The sequence below is a fragment of the Xanthomonas hyacinthi genome (assembly GCF_009769165.1).
Classification (GTDB): Bacteria; Pseudomonadota; Gammaproteobacteria; order Xanthomonadales; family Xanthomonadaceae; genus Xanthomonas_A; species Xanthomonas_A hyacinthi.
The window spans coordinates 280,591-302,387 of sequence record NZ_CP043476.1 but is presented as its reverse complement, the minus strand read 5'-3'; the positions used below and the strand labels follow the sequence as shown (position 1 = coordinate 302,387).

20 protein-coding genes, 1 tRNA gene and 2 pseudogenes are annotated in these 21,797 nt (G+C 67.2%); 13 read left to right on the top strand and 10 right to left on the bottom strand.

From position 1 onward, the window contains the following. Nucleotides 1-69 precede the first annotated feature (69 nt). The 3 genes from FZ025_RS01425 to FZ025_RS01415 all read right to left on the bottom strand — a co-directional run bounded on the left by FZ025_RS01425 (nt 70) and on the right by FZ025_RS01415 (nt 3,260). Nucleotides 70-1,059 (bottom strand): restriction endonuclease, encoded by a 990-nt coding sequence (locus tag FZ025_RS01425; protein ID WP_208803719.1) that lies wholly within the window; start codon nt 1,057-1,059, stop codon nt 70-72. 201 nt (nt 1,060-1,260) lie between these two features. Beyond that, the gene (locus tag FZ025_RS01420; protein WP_046981922.1) at nt 1,261-1,896 is read right to left on the bottom strand and encodes a phasin family protein; all 636 of its coding nucleotides are present in this window, start codon (nt 1,894-1,896) and stop codon (nt 1,261-1,263) included. A gap of 89 nt (nt 1,897-1,985) precedes the next feature. Then, nucleotides 1,986-3,260 carry a patatin-like phospholipase family protein gene (locus FZ025_RS01415; RefSeq protein WP_046981923.1) on the bottom strand — a complete coding sequence of 425 codons (1,275 nt, stop codon included), beginning with the start codon at nt 3,258-3,260 and terminating at the stop codon, nt 1,986-1,988. 87 nt (nt 3,261-3,347) lie between these two features. On the opposite strand from FZ025_RS01415, the gene FZ025_RS01410 reads away from it, so the two are divergent. Next, on the top strand, nt 3,348-4,067 hold the full coding sequence (locus FZ025_RS01410) for a DUF8198 family protein (RefSeq protein ID WP_046981924.1): 720 nt from the start codon (nt 3,348-3,350) through the stop codon (nt 4,065-4,067). Nucleotides 4,068-4,266: 199 nt separating this feature from the next. Here the strand turns inward: FZ025_RS01410 and FZ025_RS01405 are convergent, their stop codons facing one another. After that, entirely contained in the window at nt 4,267-4,542 is a 276-nt protein-coding gene (locus FZ025_RS01405; RefSeq protein WP_046979597.1) for a polyhydroxyalkanoic acid system family protein, read from the bottom strand. Nucleotides 4,543-4,665: 123 nt separating this feature from the next. On the opposite strand from FZ025_RS01405, the gene FZ025_RS01400 reads away from it, so the two are divergent. Beyond that, nucleotides 4,666-5,463: an FHA domain-containing protein gene (locus tag FZ025_RS01400; RefSeq protein WP_046979596.1), complete on the top strand. Its 798-nt coding sequence runs from the start codon at nt 4,666-4,668 to the stop codon at nt 5,461-5,463. On the opposite strand, the gene msrQ is transcribed toward FZ025_RS01400, so the two are convergent. After that, nucleotides 5,432-6,061, bottom strand: coding sequence for a protein-methionine-sulfoxide reductase heme-binding subunit MsrQ (gene msrQ / locus FZ025_RS01395; protein ID WP_046979595.1), 630 nt, complete (start codon nt 6,059-6,061; stop codon nt 5,432-5,434). The genes FZ025_RS01400 and msrQ overlap by 32 nt on opposite strands. Before the next feature lie 137 nt (nt 6,062-6,198). Then, on the bottom strand, nt 6,199-7,167 hold the full coding sequence (gene msrP / locus FZ025_RS01390) for a protein-methionine-sulfoxide reductase catalytic subunit MsrP (protein WP_046979594.1): 969 nt from the start codon (nt 7,165-7,167) through the stop codon (nt 6,199-6,201). A 150-nt stretch (nt 7,168-7,317) separates the two neighbouring features. Here msrP and serC point away from each other — a divergent pair, with 150 nt between their 5' ends. Next, nucleotides 7,318-8,403 carry a 3-phosphoserine/phosphohydroxythreonine transaminase gene (gene serC / locus FZ025_RS01385; RefSeq protein ID WP_046979593.1) on the top strand — a complete coding sequence of 362 codons (1,086 nt, stop codon included), beginning with the start codon at nt 7,318-7,320 and terminating at the stop codon, nt 8,401-8,403. A gap of 101 nt (nt 8,404-8,504) precedes the next feature. After that, nucleotides 8,505-9,695 (top strand): prephenate dehydratase, encoded by a 1,191-nt coding sequence (pheA, locus tag FZ025_RS01380; protein ID WP_046979592.1) that lies wholly within the window; start codon nt 8,505-8,507, stop codon nt 9,693-9,695. 50 nt (nt 9,696-9,745) lie between these two features. Here the strand turns inward: pheA and FZ025_RS21820 are convergent, their stop codons facing one another. Next, nucleotides 9,746-10,216, bottom strand: coding sequence for a hypothetical protein (locus tag FZ025_RS21820; protein ID WP_146093596.1), 471 nt, complete (start codon nt 10,214-10,216; stop codon nt 9,746-9,748). Between FZ025_RS21820 and aroA the strand changes: the two genes are divergently transcribed. Next, nucleotides 10,209-11,522, top strand: coding sequence for a 3-phosphoshikimate 1-carboxyvinyltransferase (aroA, locus tag FZ025_RS01375; protein WP_104558820.1), 1,314 nt, complete (start codon nt 10,209-10,211; stop codon nt 11,520-11,522). The genes FZ025_RS21820 and aroA overlap by 8 nt on opposite strands. A gap of 83 nt (nt 11,523-11,605) precedes the next feature. On the opposite strand, the gene FZ025_RS01370 is transcribed toward aroA, so the two are convergent. Both FZ025_RS01370 and FZ025_RS01365 read right to left on the bottom strand, forming a co-directional pair. Further along, nucleotides 11,606-11,824, bottom strand: a complete 219-nt coding sequence (locus FZ025_RS01370; RefSeq protein WP_046979591.1) for a hypothetical protein — start codon at nt 11,822-11,824, stop codon at nt 11,606-11,608. 105 nt (nt 11,825-11,929) lie between these two features. Further along, nucleotides 11,930-12,592 carry an energy transducer TonB gene (locus FZ025_RS01365; RefSeq protein WP_046979590.1) on the bottom strand — a complete coding sequence of 221 codons (663 nt, stop codon included), beginning with the start codon at nt 12,590-12,592 and terminating at the stop codon, nt 11,930-11,932. A gap of 158 nt (nt 12,593-12,750) precedes the next feature. Here FZ025_RS01365 and serS point away from each other — a divergent pair, with 158 nt between their 5' ends. From serS to tnpC, 5 genes and pseudogenes are all read left to right on the top strand, one after another. Then, complete coding sequence (serS, locus tag FZ025_RS01360; protein WP_046979589.1) at nt 12,751-14,031, top strand: serine--tRNA ligase; 1,281 nt, start codon at nt 12,751-12,753, stop codon at nt 14,029-14,031. A 473-nt stretch (nt 14,032-14,504) separates the two neighbouring features. After that, nucleotides 14,505-15,491: a LysR family transcriptional regulator gene (locus tag FZ025_RS01355; RefSeq protein ID WP_046979588.1), complete on the top strand. Its 987-nt coding sequence runs from the start codon at nt 14,505-14,507 to the stop codon at nt 15,489-15,491. A 321-nt stretch (nt 15,492-15,812) separates the two neighbouring features. Continuing rightward, nucleotides 15,813-15,902: transfer RNA gene (locus tag FZ025_RS01350), tRNA-Ser, on the top strand. 633 nt (nt 15,903-16,535) lie between these two features. Further along, nucleotides 16,536-16,913, top strand: a pseudogene (locus FZ025_RS22815) (transposase domain-containing protein); the annotation flags it as partial. A gap of 88 nt (nt 16,914-17,001) precedes the next feature. After that, nucleotides 17,002-17,535 (top strand): IS66 family transposase, encoded by a 534-nt coding sequence (gene tnpC / locus FZ025_RS01340; protein WP_053057254.1) that lies wholly within the window; start codon nt 17,002-17,004, stop codon nt 17,533-17,535. Between the two features lie 8 nt (nt 17,536-17,543). On the opposite strand, the gene FZ025_RS01335 is transcribed toward tnpC, so the two are convergent. Next, nucleotides 17,544-18,479: a LysR family transcriptional regulator gene (locus FZ025_RS01335; RefSeq protein WP_208803717.1), complete on the bottom strand. Its 936-nt coding sequence runs from the start codon at nt 18,477-18,479 to the stop codon at nt 17,544-17,546. Between the two features lie 61 nt (nt 18,480-18,540). Between FZ025_RS01335 and FZ025_RS01330 the strand changes: the two genes are divergently transcribed. The 3 genes and pseudogenes from FZ025_RS01330 to efeU all read left to right on the top strand — a co-directional run bounded on the left by FZ025_RS01330 (nt 18,541) and on the right by efeU (nt 21,793). Continuing rightward, nucleotides 18,541-19,950 carry an MFS transporter gene (locus FZ025_RS01330; protein ID WP_046979587.1) on the top strand — a complete coding sequence of 470 codons (1,410 nt, stop codon included), beginning with the start codon at nt 18,541-18,543 and terminating at the stop codon, nt 19,948-19,950. A gap of 621 nt (nt 19,951-20,571) precedes the next feature. Beyond that, a pseudogene (locus FZ025_RS22765) lies at nt 20,572-20,828 on the top strand (thermonuclease family protein); the annotation flags it as partial. Between the two features lie 155 nt (nt 20,829-20,983). Beyond that, complete coding sequence (efeU, locus tag FZ025_RS01325; RefSeq protein WP_208803716.1) at nt 20,984-21,793, top strand: iron uptake transporter permease EfeU; 810 nt, start codon at nt 20,984-20,986, stop codon at nt 21,791-21,793. The last annotated feature ends 4 nt before the right edge of the window (nt 21,794-21,797 follow it).

Here is a 21,797-nt window from a genome sequence, read left to right as displayed (position 1 = left end):
CAGGGGGATGATGGACGCGCAAGCGCCAACGCTCTTGCGAATCCCCAATCCCGACTCCCCAATCCCCGCTCAAAACGTCCTGCATTGCCGCCAGCGCACCGGCTCGTTGCGGTCGGGGCGCGGATTGAGCTGGATGCGGACGGTGCGCAGCGAGGGGTAGCGTTCCACTTCCTTGCAGATCCGCGGCCATACCTGCGCGTCGTCGCCGCTGCGATCGATCGCCAGCGTCATCTGGGTCTGCCAGATGCCACGGATCAGGCCCGGCGTCCTGGCCAGGGCCTTGGACACCGACTGCCGATAGCCGGCTTCGGTAGCGGCGTCGGGTGCTGCGGTGGCGGGCTGGGCCGCGGCCGCGGCAGGGGCCGCGGCGACGCTGACGGGCGGCGTATTGGCCGCGGGCGGCGCTGGCGTGGGCGTGGCAGGCGCCGGCAGCGTCGTGGCGGACGCGGCATCGGCGCTGCGCTGCTGCAGCGCCAGCCCGCCCAGCCCCACCAGCAGGCCCAGGGTCAGCGCGGCCAGCGCGGCGATCGCGGTATGCCGCTGCGCACGCCGGCGGCTGGCGCCGATCACCCCGTCCTCCAGTTCGCTGGGCAGGTAGCGCTTGAGCATCGGCCAGATGCGGCGGCCGTCGAGGATCTCCACCGACTGCTTGTCGGCCGCGGCGATGCCGTCGTGCTGCACCGTGCCCTCGGTGACCAGGATGCCGCCCTGTGCGCCCATCAGCCGCGCCGCGGCGCCCAGTTCGTTGACCGCGGCCGAGCCGATCCGGTAGGCGCGGCCATGCTTGCACGACAACAGCCAGCGCGTCCGGCCGCGGGTCATCACGAAGTCGCTCTGCGGTTCCCGGGAGGCGTCCTGGTCGGCCACCGCGTCGTGCAGGTCGCGCTGCTCGTGCATCGCGCGCCGCACCATGCGCGAGAAATCGCGCCAATGCAGTCCGGCCAGGGCGTGCAGCCCGGCGGCGGTCTCGTTCTCGCGGCGCCGGACCACCCACAGGTAGAACGTGGCAGCGAGCCATGCTGCAACTGCCAAGACCGTTGCCGCTATCCAGGAAAACATGCGTGCACCCGCGTGACGCTATCGATGACGCCAGTCTATCGCCAGCGTGTCACAGCGCCGGCAAGGCGACAGCGGGGAACGGCGGACAGAAGAAGACCCGCCAGTCCGAAGCCGAGAGGGGAGGGGAGCAAACGGCCTTTTGATGGACTGGCGGGTCCAGTCCCGATTGTCGGAAAAAATCTGTTGCTTTGCAACAAAAGCTTATTCTGCAGCGGCAGGCGTCGCCGCACGCTTGCCGCTGCGGCGTTTCGGCGCGGGCGCAGCGCTGGCCACGACCGGACCGGCACGGCGCCGGGCCGGCGCTGCCTGCTTGGCCGGGCGGGATCGGGGTGCGGCGGTTTTCGCGGCTTTCCTGGCCGCAGGCGGCTTGGCCGGCGCCTGGCGCGCGCGGCGGCCGCTGCCCAGGTTGCGCAGTTCGGCGTTCAAGGCGTCCACGCGATCGACCAGGGTACCGAGGTCTTCGCGGCTGGGCACTTCCAGCCTGCGCAATGCGCGCTGCACCCGGTCCTCGAACACCTTCTCCAGCCGGTCCCAGGTATCGGCCGCGCGTTCGCGCGCCTGGCCGACCCGGTTCTCCACCACATCGCGCACCGCATCGACGCCGCCACCGGCCAGCTTGCGCGTGCTCTGCTCCAGGGTCAGGCCTTCCTTCACCAGGGTCTCGAACAGCTTGCCGCCTTCGGCCTGGGCGCGGCCGAACGCGCCGACGCCGGCCAGCCACACCTGCTGCGCCGATTCGCCCAGGCGCCTGGACAGCTTTTCCGCCTGCGCCTGCAGGCCCGCGTCGCTGGCGGTGGCGGTCTTCTTCTTGTGCGCGGATTTCTTCAGAGTGGCCATGACGATGCGGTTCCTTCGGCGGTTGGGTGGCTGGATTGGAGACTCACGGCGATGGTTTTGGTTAGTGTAACCACACCAGCGCCCGCGCCTCAGTCGGTGGAAAGCGGCGGCGGACGCCGCGTGCGGCGGGTGGCGCGGCGCCCGGCGATGACCTGGTCGACGTCGTCGAGCGCGCGGCGCAGACGCGCGGTGGTTTCGGTCATGCGCCGCGGCTGCACGTCCACGCCGTCGAGGAAGGTGCGGTGGCGATCGTTGAGAATCTCGTGGCGCAGGGCGATGCCGTGCACGGCCAGCATCGGTTCCAGCACCTCGGCGTTGCGGCGCAGGTCGGCCAGGGTGTTGCGATAGGCCAGCTGGCACACGCGGTGGCGCGCGGAATAGCTGAACAGATTGGTGAAGAACAATTCGCTGTTGTCGGCATTGGGCTCGAACACCAGCTGGTCCACCCGCGGATACTGCCGCGCGTACTTTTCCAGCCCGACCTGCATGCGCGACTGCAGCAGGGTGCGGAAGGTCTGCGACAGCACGGCCGGCAGGCCGCCGCTGAGCAGCCGCGTGCGGTCGATCTGGCCGTTGCGGCGCGGCGCATGGGTGGCGTCGTAGGGCACCAGCGGATTGATCCCGATCATCAGGTCGATGCCGCGCTCCAGCAGGGTGGAGGCATGCATCGTGCGCCGCAGCGCGCCGTCCACGTAGTGGCGGCCGTCGATTTCCACCGGCGGGTACAGCCCGGGCAGCGCGGCGCTGGCTTGCACCGCCAGCGAGATCGGCACCTGGTCCAGGCCCGGTTCGCCGAAGCGCACGGTGCGGCCGCTGTCCAGGTCCACCGCGACCACGAACAGGTCCGCCTCCAGCGCGCGGAAATCGTTGCTGCGGCCGCGCCGGCTGAACACGTCCTGCATGAAGCGTTCGACCCCGGCGTTGTCGAACAGCCCGCTGGGCACCAGTCCGCCAAAGCGGGCGATCAGGTCCGACCAGCGGGTCTTGCGCGGCTCGTTCAGCAGGTCGTGCCACCAGCCGTAGGCGAGCTTGGGCAGGGTCGCGGCGCGGCGCAGGTATTCGTAGACGTTGGGGCGCAGGAAATCCTCGGGCCGGAAGCGCGCATCGTCGCTGTTGCCGGTGACGAAGATCCGGCAGATCTCGGCGCTGCTGATCCGATTGGCCAGGCCGGCGGTCAGGAACGCGCCGGAACTGACCCCGACGTAGCAGTCCAGCCGGGCCAGGTCGAGTCCGTCCAGGGCCTCGTCCAGCGCGCGCAGCGCGCCGAGTCCGTACATGCCGCCGATCGGGCCGCCGCCAGCGATGGCCAGGCCGATACGGCCGTGGGAGCGGGGGCGTGGCGAGGCGCTGTGGAGGGAAAGCATGCACGGTCCGCAGGAGGCGTTGGCCGGAGTGTAGCCGAGCGCGGCGCTGCTTGCGGTCGTGCCCGGCTACCACCATCATCGGCGCCGATGGCGCGCAGCAATCCCGTCCTGGAACGACTCGGCCGCCGTTTGGCGTGGCATCAGGCCGTGCACGATCCGGCGCAGGAGCCGCGCAATGCGCTGCGCTGGCTGCAGGAACTGCGGCGCTGGCAGACGCAGCGGCTGGAGCGCAGCTTCGAACACTTCCTGGAGGACCCGCAGCGGCAGCCGGCGGCGATGTTCTTCCTCACCGACGTCTACGGCGACCGCGATTTCAGCCGGCGCGACGCCGACATCGTCAAGGTGCTGCCGATGATGCAGCGGCTGATGCCGGCCACGCTGCTGGACACGGTCGCCGACGGCATCGAGCTGGGCGCGCTGACCCACGCGCTGGACCTGCGCATGGCCGAGGCGCTGCAGGCACTGGCGCCGCGCCGCAAGCGCCTGAACGACGACGTGTACGCGCAGGCCTACCGGCACACCGGCCTGCGCCGCCTGCGCCTGCACCAGATCGACCTGATCGCCAGCGTCGGCCTGGGCCTGGCCACCGCGGTGCACACCCCGGGCGTGCGCATGCTGCTGCGCTTCGCGCGCGGCCCGGCCAAGGCGGCGGGGCTGTCGGAACTGCAGGGGTTCCTGGAACGCGGCTTCGACGCGTTCTCCAAGCTCGGCGATGCCGAAGGCTTCATCGGCGATATCGAGAGCACCGAGCGCGAAGTATCGCGGCGCCTGTTCGCCGGACACCCGCAGCCGTTCGCCTTCGACTGAGCGGGCCGGACCCTCACCCCACCCCTCTCCCGGTGGGGGAGGGGCCATGCGGCGGCTGTTCCTTCTCCCATCGGGAGAAGGTGCCCCGTAGGGGCGGATGAGGGTCCGGGCGCAGCCTCGCGCACCCAAATACGGCGAGACGCTTCGCGCCGGACCCTCACCCCAACCCCTCTCCCGGGGGGAGAGGGGCTTTCGCCGCTCAGCCCAGCTTTTCCGCCAGCACGCGGCGGATCTCGCCTTCCACCGTGCCCTTCAGCGCCGACAGCAGGAAGCCCAGTTCGGCGGTGACATGCACCTGCTTGGGCAGCAGTGCGATGCGCCCGTCCACGCCGGAGCGCGAGAACAGCAATGCATCGCCGTCCCAGCGCGATTCCAGGTCGAAACGTGCGGACAGCTTCTTGGCGGCGTCCTCGATCGCCTTGCGCGCCTGTGCGGGGGTCTTGTCGTGGTCGTGGCGGATGTCGATGCTGGACATGCTGGCTGGCTCCTGTGCGGGCATGCGGCCCGTGGAAAAGATCAGGCATTGTGCGTATGCGCGCAGTGTTGTCCAGGCGCGGCGCGCTTCTTCAAGCGCGGGCAACCTGCTAGGCTCCCCGCCGTGCCCGACCTGCAAGTCCATTTCAGCAACCGCCAGCAACCCGACCGGCCCCTGCGCGCGGGCGTGCACCGCATCGTGCGGCAGGCGTCCGGGCACGTGCGCGTGGTCGACGATACCCAGGGCGCGCTGCTGCTGGCGCAGTTCTGCCTGGACCGGCGCGGACTGTGGCTGCAGGTGGCCAACGGCGCCCGCGGCATCCATGTGAACGGGCGTCCGGTGCGGCGCATGGCGCTGTTGCGCGCCGGCGATGCGGTCTATGCCGACGGCGTGGAAATGGTGGTGCAGGGCGGGTGCGAGCCGCTGCAGCGCCTGCCCGACGCGGCCGAAGGCGAGGGCGACGATCCGCGCCTGCTGCTGCGTGGCGTCGGCGGCCAGCACCATGGCCGCAGCTATACCCTGGATCGCGTGCGCTGCGTCGGCCGCCTGCGCGAGTGCGACATCTGCATCGACGATCCGGCCTTCGCCGAGCGCCACGCACGGCTGGAACGGCATGGCGAGCGCGTGCTGCTGCGTGGGCTCGGCGATGCGCAGACCCAGGTCAACGGCCACGCGGTGCGCGATTGCTGGCTGCAGTCGGGCGACCAGCTGGTGTTCGACGCGCAGCATCGCTTCGTGCTGGAAGTGCCGCAGGCCGCGCCCGGCGAGCCGCTGAAGCACGATCCGGCCAGCATTCCGCTGGCGGCCGCGCCGGTCGCCGCGCCGCGCCCGGCCACCGCCTTGCGCTGGCCGTGGCTGCTGCTCAGCGCCTTGCTGCTGGCGGCCGCGCTCAGCGGGCTGCTGTGGTTCGGCGCGCGCTGAGCGCCCGCCCGCCGCGCCAGCCCAGCAGCAGCGCCAGGATCGCCGCGTACAGCAGCGGTTCGCGGATATCCGATTTCACCAGCCACCAGAAGTGCAGCACCGCCAGCACGCCGATCGCGTAGATCGCCTTGTGCAGCTTGCCCCAGTTGCGCTTGAGCCGGCGCATCCAGCCCTGGGTGGAGGTGATCGCCAGCGGGATCAGCAGCAGCCAGGCGATGAAGCCGACGGTGATGTAGGGGCGCTTGACGATCTCCTCGAAGATCTGCGCCCAGTAGCCGCGCAGGTCCAGGCCCAGGTACACCCCTAAGTGCACGCAGGCGTAGAAGAACGCGTACAGCCCGAGCATGCGCCGGAACCGCAGCAGCACGGCTTGCCCGCTCAGCTGCCGCAGCGGCGTGATCGCCAGCGTCAGCAGCAACAGGCGCAGCGCCCACAGCCCGGTGCGGTGCTCGATCTCGGCGACCGGATCGGCGCCGAGCGCATCGCTGCCGTTCTGCCACACCTGCCAGAACTGCCAGCCCAGGTAGGCCAGCGGCGCCAGCGCCAGCGCATGCACCAGCGTCTTGGCCGCGATCAACGAAGCGGATGTCTTAGCCATGCGCCATCATCGAGCCGCGTTGGAGCAACAGGCGCGACGCGAAACCGCGGCGCGTCCAGACCTCATGGGCTTTCTGACGCACAACGAGGCGCCACGCTTTTCCCATTCCCGATTTCCGGTTCCCCATTCCCAGCCTCTCAAAACCATTTCTTCAGATCCATCCCCGCATACATCCCCGCCACCTGCTCGGCATAGCCGTTGAACGGGCGGGTCGGGATGCGTTCGGCGAACAGCTTGCTGGCCTTGCCGGCGATGCGACGTTCGGTCTTCTGGCTCCAGCGCGGATGGTCCACCGCCGGATTGACGTTGGAAAAGAAGCCGTACTCGGAGGCCTGCAATTCATGCCAGGCGGTCTCCGGCATGCGCTCGACGAAGCGGATCTCGACGATCGACTTGATGCTCTTGAAGCCGTATTTCCACGGCACCACCAGCCGCAGCGGCGCGCCGTTCTGCTGCGGCAGCGGCTTGCCGTACAGGCCGGTGGCGAGCAGGGTCAGCGGGTGCATCGCCTCGTCGATGCGCAGGCCTTCCTTGTACGGCCAGTCGATCGAGCGGTAGCGGATGCCGGGCATCTGCTGCGGATCGGCGAGCGTGGTGAAGGCGACGTACTTGGCCTTGGAGGTCGGGCCGAAGCGCTTGAGCACCGCGGCCAGCGGCACCCCCAGCCACGGGATCACCATCGACCAGCCCTCCACGCAGCGCAGCCGGTAGATACGCTCTTCGGGGCTGCTGCCCTTGAGCAGGTCGTCCAGCGCCAGGGTGCCGGGCTTGTCGCATTCGCCGGACACCTTCACCGACCACGGCGCGGTGCGCAGGGTCTTGGCCGCCTTCGACGGGTCGGTCTTGTCGGTGCCGAATTCGTAGAAGTTGTTGTAGCTGGTCACGTCCTCGTAGCGGGTCGGCTCTTCGCTGGTGCGAAAGCCGCTGCGCGCCTGTTCCGGGGTCGGCACAGTCTTCGGCGGGGCCGGCGGCTCGGCTTCGGCGCAGCCGACCAGGCCCAGCGCCGGCGCCAGCGCCAAGGCCTGCAGCAGGCGCCGCCGATCGCGGTAGAGCGCCTCGTCGGTGACCTCGCGGCTGGGGATCTTGAGCACATCGCGCAATGACATGGCTGACTCCTGGAGGGGGCGGACGACCGCTGACGACTTCAGCACAGACTACGCATGGGCGGGGCCAATGGATGCAAATGCAACCTAAATTGCCTGGGCCGCAAGCTGGTGCGCTGCGGCATACTAGGCGTCTTGTCCAATAGGTGCCCCATGACGCGCGCGTTCAATTTCAGTGCCGGCCCCGCTGCATTGCCGGAATCGGTCCTGCGCCAGGCGCAGGCGGAGATGTTGGAGTGGAACGGCGCAGGCGCCTCGATCGTGGAGTTGAGCCACCGCGGCGCCGAGTTCATGGCCGTGGCCGCCGAAGCTGAAGCCGACCTGCGGCGCCTGCTCGGCATCTGCGACGACTACGCGGTGCTGTTCCTGTCCGGCGGCGCCACCACCCAGCAGGCGCTGCTGGCGCTGAACTTCGCCGCGCCGGGGCAGACCGTGGACTACGTGGTGACCGGGCATTGGGGCAAGACCGCGATCAAGCAGGTCGCCCCCTACGCCAACGTGCACGTCGCCGCCAGCAGCGAGGCCGGTGGTTTCCACGCGATCCCGCCGCGCGCCAGCTGGCAGCTCAGCGCCGATGCCGCCTACGTGCACATCACCGCCAACGAGACCATCCACGGCGTCGAGTTCCGTGACGCGCCGGACGTGGGCGCGGTGCCGCTGTTCGCCGATTTCAGCTCCAGCATCGCCGCCGAGCCGATCGACGTGTCGCGCTACGCGGTGATCTACGCCGGCGCGCAGAAGAACCTGGGCCCGGTCGGGGTGGCGGTGGTCATCATCCGCAAGGACCTGTTGCAGCGCAGCGGCCAGCCGCGCGCCGACATCTTCGACTACCGCTCGCACGCCGCGCGCGATTCGATGCTCAATACGCCGCCGACCTGGAACTGGTACCTGGCCGGGCTGGTGTTCAAGTGGATGCTGGCCGAGGGCGGGGTGGAGGAATTCGCGCGCCGCAACCGGGCCAAGTCGGCGCTGGTGTACGCGGCGATCGACGGCTCCGGCGGCTTCTACCGCAACGCGGTGGCGGCCGAGGCGCGCTCGCGGATGAACATCCCGTTCTTCCTGCCGGACGACACCCTCACCGCGCGCTTCGTCGTCGAATCCAAGGCCGCCGGACTGCTGGCGCTGAAAGGCCACAAGGCGGTCGGCGGCATCCGCGCCTCGCTGTACAACGCGATGCCGGTGGCCGGCGCGCAGGCGCTGGTCGCCTTCATGCACGACTTCCAGCAGCGCAACGGCTGAGTCATCACCCACCCCTGTAGGAGCGGCTCAAGGTGGCCTCGGGCCATCAGCCGCGACCGGATGCTTCACAGGCGCTCCGGAACATCGAGGAACCACGATCCATGGCCGCAAAGCCGAACAAATCCCGAACCGCAGACGCCGAATCGAGCAAGCCGGCCAAGACTAAGCCGGCCGAGCCGAAATCGACGGCTATCGCCAAGCCCGCAGCCGCGGCGCCGGCACTGGCCGACGTGCGCGCCAAGATCGACCAGATCGACCGCACCATCCAGGCGCTGATCGCCGAGCGCGCGCAGTTCGCGCATCAGGTCGGCAAGGCCAAGGGCAAGCTCGCCGCGGCGGTGGACTACTACCGCCCCGAGCGCGAGGCGCAGGTGCTGCGGATGGTGGTGGACCGCAACCAGGGCCCGCTCAGCGACGAGGTGCTGGTGCACGTGTTCCGCGAGATCATGTCCGCCTGCCTGGCGCAGCAGGAGCCGCTGAAGGTCGGCTACCTCGGTCCGGAAGGTACCTTCAGCCAGCAGGCGGTGCTCAAGCATTTCGGTCGCTCGGCGGTGGGCCTGCCGATGGCGACGATCGAGGAAGTGTTCCAGGAAGTGGAGAGCGGCAACGCCGATTTCGGCGTGGTGCCGGTCGAAAATTCCGGGCAGGGCACGATCCAGGTCACCCTGGACATGTTCCTGACCTCGAATCTGAAGATCTGCGGCGAGGCCGAGCTGCGCGTGCACCAGTACCTGCTGTCGCGCAGCGGCCGGCTCGATGCGATCGAGCGCATCTATGCGCATCCGCAGTCGTTCGCGCAGACCGCCGGGTGGCTGCGCGCGCATCTGCCGAAGGTGGAGAAGATCCCGGTGTCGAGCAATGCCGAGGGCGCGCGGCGCGCGCGCAATGGGGAGGATGCGGCGGCGATCGGCGGGGAGAGTGCGGCGCACGTGTATGCGCTGAAGAAGGTGATCATGAAGTCGATCGAGGACGACGACGACAATACCACGCGCTTCCTGGTGATCGGCCGGCAGATCTTTCCGCCGTCCGGGCACGATCGTACGTCGGTGCTGGTGTTCATCCACGACAAGCCGGGGGCGTTGTTCGATGTGCTCAGTCCGTTCGCGCGGCATGGGATCAGCATGAACCGGATCGAGTCGCGGCCTTCGCATCAGGCGAAGTGGGAGTACGGGTTCTTCATCGATCTGGCCGGGCATGTGGAGGATGAGTCGATGAAGCAGGCGTTGGCGGAGTTGCAGGCGCATTCGGCGCAGATCAAGGTGTTGGGGTCGTATCCGGTGGCGGTGCCTTGATTCTGATGGTTTGTGTATGTACGGCTGGAGCTAGAAGCCAGAGCTGAAAGCTAGAGCTGGAAGCAAGGGCTTTCGCGCTTTGCGCGACTTACTTTTCTTTGAACGGCCAAAGAAAAGTAAGCAAAAGAAAGGCCGCCCCAGTCGGGTCGCCCCGCGCTGCGCGCGGGGTCCGCGAGCAACCTGGGATTTTTCGATGGCACATCCATGTGCCAGCGAAAAACGGCGCGCATCCTGCGCGCCGCCCCTGCGGGGTTGTTCCCAGGTCGCTCGCCGACCCTCAATGGGGACCCCCGAAAAGCGAAGGGCAACAACAGCAACAACAGCAGCAACAGCAACAGCAACAACAGCAACAGCAACAACAGCAACAGCAACAGCAACAGCAACAGCAACAGCAACAGCAACAGCAACAGCAGCAACATCGGTGGCAACGGTGGCAACGGTGGAATCAGCTGCAACAGCAAGATCGACAGCGGGGCCCGCTTGCGGGTGACGACGGCAATTTCAGGAACGGTGATGAGCAACGAGCAGTACTGGATCGCGACGAAGGGCTCTGCTTTGCAGGGGACGTTGAGTGTGCCGGGCGACAAGTCGGTGTCGCATCGGGCGGTGATGTTCGCGGCACTGGCCGATGGGGTGTCGCGCATCGATGGGTTCCTGGAGGGCGAGGACACGCGGTCGACCGCGGCGATCTTCGCCAGGCTCGGGGTCAGGATCGAAACGCCGTCGCCGTCGCAGCGGATCGTGCATGGGGTCGGCGTCGATGGCCTGCAGGCGCCGCAGGGTGAGCTGGATTGCGGCAATGCCGGCACCGGCATGCGCCTGCTCGCCGGCTTGCTGGCGGCGCAGCCGTTCGACAGCGTGCTGGTCGGCGACGCGTCGCTGTCCAGGCGACCGATGCGCCGCGTGACCGAGCCGCTGGCGCTGATGGGCGCGCGCATCGACACCGACGCCAACGGCGTGCCGCCGCTGCGCATCCATGGCGGGCAGTCGCTGCATGGCATCGACTTCGCCTCGCCGGTGGCCAGCGCCCAGGTCAAGTCCGCGGTGTTGCTGGCCGGGCTGTATGCCGATGGCGTCACCTCGGTGCAGGAAGCGCATCCGACCCGCGACTACACCGAGCGCATGCTGTCCGCGTTCGGGGTGGAGATCGCGTTCGCGCCCGGTCATGCGCGCCTGCGCGGCGGCCAGCGTCTCCACGCCACCGACATCGCGGTGCCGGCCGATTTCTCTTCGGCGGCGTTCTTCATCGTCGCCGCCAGCATCGTTCCCGGCTCGGACATCACCCTGCAGGCGGTCGGCCTCAATCCGCGCCGCACCGGCCTGCTGGCCGCGTTGCGGCTGATGGGCGCGGACATCGTCGAGCACAATCACAGCGAACACGGCGGTGAGCCGGTGGCCGATCTGCGGGTGCGCTACGCGCCGCTGCGCGGTGCGCAGATTCCCGAAGCGGTGGTGCCGGACATGATCGACGAGTTTCCGGCGCTGTTCGTCGCCGCCGCCGCCGCGCAGGGCCAGACCGTGGTCACCGGCGCGGCCGAGCTGCGGGTCAAGGAATCCGACCGTCTGGCCGCGATGGCCACCGGCCTGCGCAGCCTGGGCATCGTGGTCGAGGAGACGCCGGACGGCGCCACCATCCATGGCGGCACGCTGGGCGGCGGCGTCATCGAAAGCCACGGCGATCACCGCATCGCGATGGCGTTCGCCATTGCCGGGCAACTGGCCCCGGGCGAGGTACGGATCAACGATGTCGCCAACGTGGCCACGTCGTTCCCAGGCTTCGACACGCTGGCGCAAGGCGCCGGGTTCGGCCTGGTCGCTACCGCCTGAGCAGCGCCGCGCTCTGCCGAGCGTGGCGGCGGTAGCTACACCGATGATTGCCGCCGGTGTGTGCGGATCCACGCAGCGCGCCGCTACGGCGCGCGTGGCGGATCGCTGGCCGGCGTCGCCGGTGCCGGGGCATTGGTCGGGCCGTCGAGTCCGCGGTCGCGGCTCATCCACCAACCGCTAGCCGCCAGCACCAGCGCGATCACGACGATCCATGCCCAAGGCGAACCGCGATGGGCATGCGGGCGCCTTTCGACATCGCGCTTGCGCGTATACAGCTCCTGCGTATCGTGCGGTCTGGACATGGTCGTGCTCCAGCGTCTCGGGGACGCGACCAGTCTTGCCTTGTGGTCGTTGTTTCTGTGTCAGCCGTCCGTGAACGAAACAGGCGCGCCGCGACACGGTTCAGCTTACTGAGTCGGCTTGAAATCGAACGGGATCTCGAGGCTGCCGGCGACCGCCTGGCCCTTCTGCTGCGCCGGCCGGAAGCGCCAGCGGCGTACGGTTTCCATCGCGACACGGTCCAGTTCACGCGAGCCGCTGCGCTTGACCAGGGCCACGCCGCCAGGGGTGCCGCTGGCATCCACCTCGACCCGCACCACCACCGTGCCGCTGTCGCCGCGCCGCAAGGCCGCCGGCGGATAGCGTGGCGGCGGCTGCCCTTCCAGCGGCACCGGACGATCGCCCGGCGCCAGCGCGGTGGCGTTCGTCGCCGCCGCAGCGCCTTCGGTGCCGTCGGGCGCCGGCGCCATGGCATCGGCGGCGGCGGGCGCGGCTGGCGGCGCGGTCTCGACCAGTTTCGGTGCATCCTCCGCTGCCGGCGGCTTGGCCTGCGGCATGTCGCTGGCGCCGCTACCGGCGGGCAGGGGTTCGGGCAGCGGTTTGATCTCCGCCGCATCCTGCTGCACCTGCGCCGGCTGCGGCTTGTAGAAGGCGTTGTCCTTGCGCCCGGCCAGCCACACCGCCAGGAACAGCAGCAGCCCGGCGCAGAAGGCGATGCCGGCGATCGCGAGGAGGCGTCGCGGCAGGCGCAGCACGATGCCGGTGTTGGAGGGCGGAGGCGGCGTGGACATGGGACTCACCTTGGGGAACCACTGGATTCTGGCATGGCCGCGGTTAATCGGGCGCGTCGCGCTTGCCGCGTCGCGGATCGGCGCCGCCGCGCCGTTGCGGCAAAAGCGCGGCCGACAGGCGATAATGCGCCGCTCCGATCCATCCACGTGCCGTGCCCATGCTCGATCCCGTCCTGCTCCGCCAACAGCCCGCCGACCTCGCCGAGCGCCTGCGCACCAGCCGCGGCTATGCGCTGGACGTGGCCGCCCTGGAGGCCCTGGAGGCCGACCGCAAGCGCATCCAGGTACGCACCCAGGAATTGCAGAGCCTGCGCAACAGCCGTTCCAGGGCGATCGGCCAGGGCAAGGCCAAGGGCGAGGACGTGGCCGCACTGATGGCCGAAGTCGCCGGATTCGGCGACGAACTGAAGGCCTCCGAGCAGCGCCTGGACGAGATCCGTGCGCAGCTGGAGACGCTGGCACTGGAGATTCCCAACCTGCCGCAGGCCGATGTGCCGGCCGGCAAGGACGAGGCCGACAACGTCGAGGTGCAGCGCTGGGGCACGCCGCGCACCTTCGATTTCGAGGTCAAGGACCATGTGGAACTGGGCGCGCGCCATGCCTGGCTGGACGGCGAGACCGCGGCCAAGCTGTCGGGCGCGCGCTTCACCGTGCTGCGCGGACCGATCGCGCGCCTGCACCGTGCGCTGGCGCAATTCATGCTCGACCTGCATACCGGTCCGCACGAATACCAGGAAACCAACGTGCCGGTGATCGTCAACGCCGACAGCCTGTACGGCACCGGCCAGTTGCCCAAGTTCGAAGAGGACATGTTCGCCACCCAGCTCGGCGAGCAGAAGCGCTACCTGATCTCCACGTCGGAGATCTCGCTGACCAACCTGGTCCGCGACGAGATCGTCGAGGCCGAGCGCCTGCCGCTGCGCATGACCGCGCATTCGCTGTGCTTCCGCTCCGAGGCCGGCAGCGGCGGCCGCGACACCCGCGGCATGATCCGCCAGCACCAGTTCGAGAAGGTGGAACTGGTCAGCATTTGCCGGCCCGAGGACAGCGCCGCCGAGCACGAGCGCATGACCCGCTGCGCCGAAGTGGTGCTGGAGACGCTGGGGCTGCCGTACCGCAAGGTGCTGCTATGCACCGGCGACATGGGTTTCGCCGCGACCAAGACCTACGACCTGGAAGTCTGGCTGCCGTCGCAGCAGACCTACCGTGAGATTTCCTCGTGCTCCAACTGCGGCGACTTCCAGGCGCGGCGCATGCAGGCGCGCTGGCGCAACCCTGCCACCGGCAAGCCGGAACTGCTGCACACGCTCAACGGCTCCGGCACCGCGGTCGGCCGCGCGATGATCGCGGTGATGGAGAACTACCAGAACGCCGACGGCTCGATCGACGTGCCCGACGCACTGCGTGCGTACATGGGCGGCCTCGACCGCATCGGGTGAGCCTCGGGCTCCGCGGATGCGGCGCGGCTGTCGGTCTTGCGGAAGTATCCGGCGGCATCTGTGGGACTTCACGACCGCTGTGCGACAGGCTTGGCTGTGCATCGCCCACTCCCAGGCAGGATTTCCGTCCGACCCGGCATCCCCGCACTTGGCTGACCGGCAATTCGACCAGATGTGTTCGTCGATGGCATCGGCGCACCGTCGACCAAGACGGCGTCGCTGTCGCGTGCTGGAATCGCTTCGATTCACTCAGTGCCTGCTTGCCATGGTCTCGAAGCCGAGCCGGGGCAGGGCCGTTGATGGGATCGTCCCTGTCGCCAATCGGGAGGTGGCTGCATCGCTGCTGGAACCAGCCGCCGCGACCGGCGCTTGGGACGCGCGACGGCCGATGGCCTGATTGCACAGCCAGGATCGTTGTGGGAGTAGAATGAACCCAATGCGATTTCATTCATCGTTCTAAATATCGAAAGAACATGCACGATCTCAACGACCTGTACTACTTCGCGATGGTGGTCGACCACGGCGGTTTCGCCGCGGCCGAGCGTGCCCTGGGCATTCCCAAGTCGCGTCTGAGCCGCCGCATCAGCCAGCTGGAAACCGATCTGGGGGTGCGCCTGCTGCAGCGTTCCACGCGCCGCTTCGCGGTCACCGACCTGGGCATGAGCGTGCATCGCCACGCGCAGACGATGCTGGCCGAAGCGCAGGCCGCGCGCGAGGTGGTGGACCGGCTCAGCGCCGAACCGCGCGGCCTGGTGCGGGTCAGCGTGCCGGTGTCGCTGGCGCAGATGCAATTGCCCAAGCTGCTGCCGATGTTCCTCGACCAGTATCCGAAGGTGCGCTTGCAGTTGAACATCAGCAACCGCCGCGTGGACATCATCAACGAAGGCTACGACGTCGCGCTGCGGGTGCGCTCGCGGCTGGACGACGACGGCAGCCTGGTGATGCGCAGCTTCGGCCAGGTGCAGGAACTGCTGGTCGCCAGCCCCAAGTATCTCGACCGCGCCGGCCGTCCCAAGGATCCGGAAGAACTGGCGTCGCACGTGACCTTGAGCATCAGCGAGGACGAGGCGCGGCAGCGCTGGGAACTGCACGGACCGGCCGGCGAGGTGCGCCGCGTCGACCTGCAGCCGCGCGTGGCCGGCTTCGACTTCCCGCTGCTGCAGTCGATGGTCAAGGACGGCTTCGGCATCACCTTGCTGCCGGAGACGGTCTGCGCCGATGCCGTGCGCAACGGCGAGCTGGAAGTGGTGCTGCCGGAATGGTCGCTGCCGCAGGGCATCTGCCACGCGGTGTTCGCTTCGCGCCGCGGCCTGCTGCCGGCGGTGCGCGTGTTCATCGACTTCCTCGCCGAGCACCTGCCGCGCCAGATCGAGGCCTCGCGCCTGGACTGCAGCGGCTTTCCGGAGCGGATCAAGGCCAAACACTCGACCCTGGGCGCGATGGCGGTCGAGGCCGGTTGAGCAAAACCGGCGCGGCCGTGCGAAAATGCGCCGCGTCCAAGGCGCTGCAGCGCGTTGCGATGCCTGGCAATGTCGTCGCGGCCAACGCCGCGGGATGACGTCACGGCCGCAAGCGCAGGGATTTCTGCGTGCGTGGATACGGCGCGTCGCGATCTGCTTGCAATCGGAGAGATGGCCGAGCGGTTTAAGGCACCGGTCTTGAAAACCGGCGTGCCGGCGGCGAGGGTGTAGTTAAAATATCTTCTAGAGCAATGGGTTAGCGGATATGACGCGAGGCTCTCACTGCACCGAGTAAGCGCCCCGTAAGCACATTGCAGAAATGGTGGGTTGGCCGAGCGGTTGAAGGCACTAGTCTTGAAAACTAGCAAGGGGGTGACCCCTTCCAGGGTTCGAATCCCTGACCCACCGCCATACACAAGGGCCCCGAGCCGATAGGCTTCGGGGCTTTTCTTTGTCTGCGGCGTCGTGAAGCCATGGTGTTATGTATGATATAAAAGTATTACGCATAAAATGCTTTATTTATGCGAAAGCATGATTCACCAAATGCTTTATTTATGCGAAAGCATGATTCACCATGCGTTGGCAGGTCAGACACGGAGCGCAACATGGCATTCAGAGCAGACGAAAGCAGCACGAATCGGACTTGAGGAGGTAGAGGCCTATCTGGTCCCGCGAGCGCGGGACGCTGACGAGGCACAGTAGCGGGCGCGGAGTAGAGAGGCCTTGCGGGACATCATTGATGAGCTTGGCCCCGTGGTTGATAGCTACCCCACTTGGCACCCGCTGGTCTACAACCACGACAGCCGCCACCCGACGACTACGCCAAGCGAGCAGTGCGGGTACAAAGGTCTCGACCACACCAGATTCTTCGCCAAGGGGTTTATCACTTGCCCTTATGGCGACAGTCAGGACGTTATTGACTCGGTTGCTGCATTTCCCTACCACCCCATCGCCACGATTACGGCGGAAAAGCTGGATGTGCAGCTATACAACCCGAACGCCACTCCCATACTCGTCAAGTGCAACTGGGAAAAGTCTCTTGGCATGGATGGGATGATTCCGTTGTCCATTGCTATGCCCTTGCTCCTAGATAAGGAGACACCGTGTTGGCAGTGGGCAGAAGTCGCCGAGACTTGGGAGTCGATGCGACCCTATTTCCTCGGCAGGCCGCACGGTAGTCGGTCGTCACTCGCTGCGATTACTGATGTCGACGTGCTGCGCGGGATGGTGGCCGAGCAGATCGTCGAGATCGCAGCACGCGATCGCGCCATCGCCTACAAGGACAGCGCGATCGCCGCCCTGACCGCCGAGATCAAGCGTCTGCGCCGGGTCCAGTTCGCCGCGCGCACCGAGCAGATGGATCCGGCCCAGCGCGCCTTGTTCGACGAGGCGCTCAGCGCCGACATCGCGGCGGTGGAGGCGGCGCTTGAGGCGCTTCACGCCCGAGGCTGCCGGCCGAAGCGAAGGCGGCACGCCCGCCGCCAAAGCGGCGGCGGCCCTGATCGCGCAGGTGGCGATCAGCAAGTACGTCGATCACCTGCCGCTGTATCGGCAAGAAGCGATCCTGGCGCGCCGCGGCGTGGCGATCAGCCGCAGCAGCATGGCCGAGTGGATGGGCGCTGCCGGCGTCGCCCTGCAGCCGCTGGTCAATGCGTTGCGCGCCGAGCTTCAGAGCCACGCGGTGCTGCATGCCGACGAGACACCGGTGGCGATGCTCGATCCGGGTGCCGGCAAGACCAAACGTGCGTATCTGTTCGCGTATCGCACGACCGCGGACGCGCCGATCATCGTGTTCGACTTCTGCACCAGCCGCAGCGGCAAACATGCGGCTAGGTTCCTGGGCCACTGGCGCGGCGCCCTGATGGTCGACGACTACGCCGGCTACAAGGCGCTGTTCGCCGATGGCGTCACCGAACTGGGCTGCTGGGCACATGCGCGGCGCAAGTTCGTCGACCTGCACAAGGCCAGCGGGAGTCTGATCGCACAGCAGGCGATCGGCCACATGGCGGCGCTGTACCAAATGGGACCTGGGAGGTCTTTGTGAAAATCAGGCTATGCCCTTGAACGCGCGAACTGCTCGACCAATGCGCTCATCAGCGCCTGAATCCTCGCCGTCTTGTCGAGGTCGGCGTGTGCAACGAGCCAGACGTCGAAGTCGGCGGAACACTGCGGCATGATCCGCACCAGGTCGACCTCGAAGTCAGCGCGATAGCATGGCAGCTCCGCTACGCCGAGGCCGGCGACCGTTGCGTCGACGAGCATGACGGTCGACGAGGTCTGGAACATCCCCTGACCGCCGGTCGCCGGCTCCCCACACAACGCCGAGGGCAGCGTCGGGGCGACCGGATGTCGATACAGGACGAGGTCATGGCCCTCGAACCCACCGCCGGACTCCGGCGTGCCGCGTGCAGCGAGATAGGCGCGAGAGGCATAGATTCCGGTTTGAAGCGTGCCCAGGCGTCGCACGATCAGATCGGGCGCTTCAGGACGGACGGTCCGGATGGCGACGTCCGCTTCGCGACGGGTCAGGTTGGCGAGGTCCTGCGAGGCCAGGCAGACGACGTCGATGCCGGGATGCTCGGCGCGCATCCGGGCGATCGCGGGAATGACGAAGTGCCTGCCCAGCGAGTCGGTCGTCGCTACCCGGATCGAACCGACCAGCCGCTCGTCCAGGCCCATCACCCGCCGCTCGATCTGCGCCACGGATCGTTCGATCGCCTCCGCCGGCTCGATGAGCGCTTCGCCGGCTGGCGTCAGCACATAGAGCGACGGGGTGCGTAGGAACAGCCGCGCGCCGAGTTCGTCCTCCAGGGCTGCCAGCCGCCGGCCCACGGTCGCCTGGTCGACCTTCAGATGCCTGGCCGCGCCGCGCAGCGTGCCGGCGCGTGCGATGGCGAGGAAGAAACGGGCATTGTCCCAATTCATCATGGGCGATGGGTCCGGCGTGGCAGCGGGGACATGATGAATTTTTGCATCATAGAAAAGCATACATACTTCTTTTGTGCATCGTTGCCAATCCGTAGGATAGGTCCCGTCCCGGAGGTGTCCCATGACGAGTTGCGAAACAATCGATCGATATACCGAAGACGAGGCTGGTGCCGCGAGGCGCCGTGGACTAACGCTCGGACTTGTCGCCGGCGGCATGTTCATGGCGGTGCTGGACTCCACGATCGTCAACGTCGCGCTGCCAGCGATGCGCGCCGACCTTGGCGCGAAGATCGGTGGCCTCGCGTGGATCGTCGACGCCTACACGCTGAGCATGGCGGCGCTGATCCTGGCTGGCGGCATTCTTGCGGATCGCTTCGGTGCGAAGACCGTCTATCTGACCGGGCTGGGGTTCTTCGTCGGCGCCTCGGCCTTATGCGGCGTGGCCGACTCGGTTCCGCTGCTGGTGGCAGCAAGGCTTGTACAGGGAATGGGAGCGGCGCTGTTCCTGCCTGCGTCTCTGGCGATTGTAAGAGGCACATTCGACGATCCGGATGAGCGCGCCCGCGCGATCGCCACGTGGGCGGGCATTGCGTCCGTCGCGGCGGCCGTTGGCCCTGTCGTCGGCGGATTGCTGATCGACGGCTTCGGCTGGCGGAGTGTGTTCTTCGTCAACGTGCCTGCCGGCGCGATCGTGTTCGGGCTGACGGCGCGCATCGTTCGCCCGCAGCCATCGCGCGCCGCCAAACGGTTCGACTGGGGCGGCCAGATCTCCAGTGCGGCAATGCTCGGCGCGCTCTGCTTTGCGGCGATCGAATTGCCTCAACAGGGGATGTCCGCCCCCGCAGTTTGGCTTGCCGGGCTTGCCGCGGTTGCCGCCGCTGCGGTCTGGGTGACCGTCGAGCGCAGGATACGTGATCCGATGGTGCCGCTCGCCTGGTTCCGCAATTCGGCCTTCGTCGCCGCCAACCTTGTCGGCTGCCTGGTCTATATCGGCTATTTCGGACTGCTGTTCATCCTGAGCCTGTATCTGCACGGCAGCTACGGGCTGGATGCCCGCGAGACCGGATTTGCGCTTCTGCCTGTCGTCGTCAGCCTGACGGTCGGCAACGTGCTTGCGGGCAGGCTTCAGGGGCGGTGGTCGTCAAGAGTGCTCATTACCGGAGGATTGGGCTTCGCGGCCCTGTCGGCGCCGCTGATTGCGGAGTTGCTGGTCGGCCATGCGTGGTGGCCAGCGATCATCGTCGCCTTCGCCGTGTTCGGGGTGGGCACGGCGCTGTCGGTGCCGCCGATGATCTCGACCGTTCTCGAACAGGTTCCCGATACTGCATCGGGCGTCGCTTCGGGCTTGTTGAACGCGCTGCGACAGGCCGGCAGTCTGCTCGGCGTCGCCGCCGCGAGCGCGGCAGCAACACTGGAGCCGCACTTGCCCGCGGCAATGCGGATCGTCGCGATCGTTTCGGGCGGCGCTTATGCCGCAGCAGCCTTGGTGGCAGTCGTCGGTATGCGCTCCTCGCGTTCAGACCGGCGGTGAATATCTGCAATTCCAAGCCGTGCCGGCATCGAGGTGGTCGCCTCCGGCGGACAGGCCGAAGACCTGCCTTGATCCAATCCGGGCGGCCTTGGCGGGGGCTAGTGAGCCTCTCCCCCCTCAGTTGGGAGAAGAACCAAAAAAATTCCGCCGAAGCAGGTTTTTCTTTACCACGTTAATGCTGTATCTGGTGCCAGGAGAGGACGCTAAAGTTTGTGGTAATTAATTGAATTAAATGGTAAATTATTGATTTTGTGTTGTTTGAGTACTCGCAAATGTACTTAAATGGCTATGGCTTTAGATTTCGTTCAGTAGAGAGCAGTGAAGGCGTAAGTCAAGGGTGCAAGGACAGCGCAAGCGACCCATGTAGCACCGGCTCTGTTGCCGCAGCTGCGCGCCCAGTCGGTGCCGACCCGCCACGGGGGGTGTTCCAGTTCCAGGCCAGCCGCAGGGGCCAGAATGTACGTGACTTCCTCGGGGACTGGCGCGGTGCCTTGATGGTGCGACTACGCCGGCTACAAGGCACAGCTTCGCCCTGGGCGTAACCGAGCTGGCGTGCTGGGCGCATGCACGGCGCAAATGCCGCCGACATGGGAGTGTCCGATTTTTTGTGTGTGAGGTCACCGGTCAGGTTGGGCGGTTGCCTATCGTGAGTACTCGACGGCGTATGTTTCCCAAGAGACTTCGGCGAAGCGCGCCAAGGCCAACCTGTGGCAAGGCGCCTTCCAGAGCCGGCTGCCTACCGTCGGGCAAAGCGCACAGCTTCCGAGAGCAAGGCGGCACAGGTGTTGCCGCCCAAGTCAGGCTGCGCGATCAAGGGCAACATCTCCAGCAGCGGACGCAAGATCTATCACTCGCCCGGTCAGCGTGACTATCTGAAGGTATAGGCGCGTAAGCGCTGCGGAGGCTATGTATAGGCCCGCAAGCAGTGCAGCAGTTGATCTTTTCTGTATCGAAAATGATAATGGTTATCAATTGACGATTCAGCTCGTCGCTACAGGTGTGAAGTCGCCGGATGCTTGTACCTTTCCTGATCATGCTTCGCGAGGGTATCGAGGCCGCGCTGATCGTCGGCATCGTGGCCAGCTATCTCAAACAGAGCGGTCGCGGAGCGCTGATGCCGGCGGTGTGGGTCGGTGTATTGCTGGCCACGGCGCTGTCGCTGTTCGCTGGTGCGGGGTTGCAGCTGATGGCTGCCGAGTTTCCGCAGAAACAGCAGGAGCTGTTCGAAGGCGTGGTCGGTCTGATTGCCGTGCTGATGCTGACGTCCATGGTGTTCTGGATGCGCAAGACCGCGCGCAGCATCAAGGGCAGCCTGCATGCCTCGATTGACAAGGCACTCAGCAGCGGCGACGGACAGGGCTGGGCGCTGATCGCCATGGTGTTCCTGGCGGTGGCGCGCGAAGGCCTGGAGTCGGTGTTCTTCCTGCTGGCGATCTTCCAGCAGAGCCGCGGCTGGGAAGCGCCGGTCGGCGCGCTGGCCGGCATCCTGGTGTCGGTGGTGGTGGGTTACGGCCTGTACTCCGGTGGCGTGCGCCTGGACCTGCGCCGGTTCTTCCGCCTGACCGGGCTGTTCATCCTGCTGGTGGCCGCCGGGCTGCTGGCAGGCGTACTGCGCAAGTTCCATGAAGGCGGCATCTGGAACCACCTGCAGCAGGTGGTGTTCGACACGAGCCACGCGTTGCCGATGGACAGTCCGGTCGGTGCGGTGCTGTCGGGCCTGCTCGGTTACCAGGCCGCGCCGGTGCTGGGCGAAGTCATCGTCTACCTGCTGTTCCTGGTCATCACCGTGATCCTGTTCCTGCGGCCCGCCGCACCCGTGTCCGCGCTTTCCACTTCCCGTTGAAGAC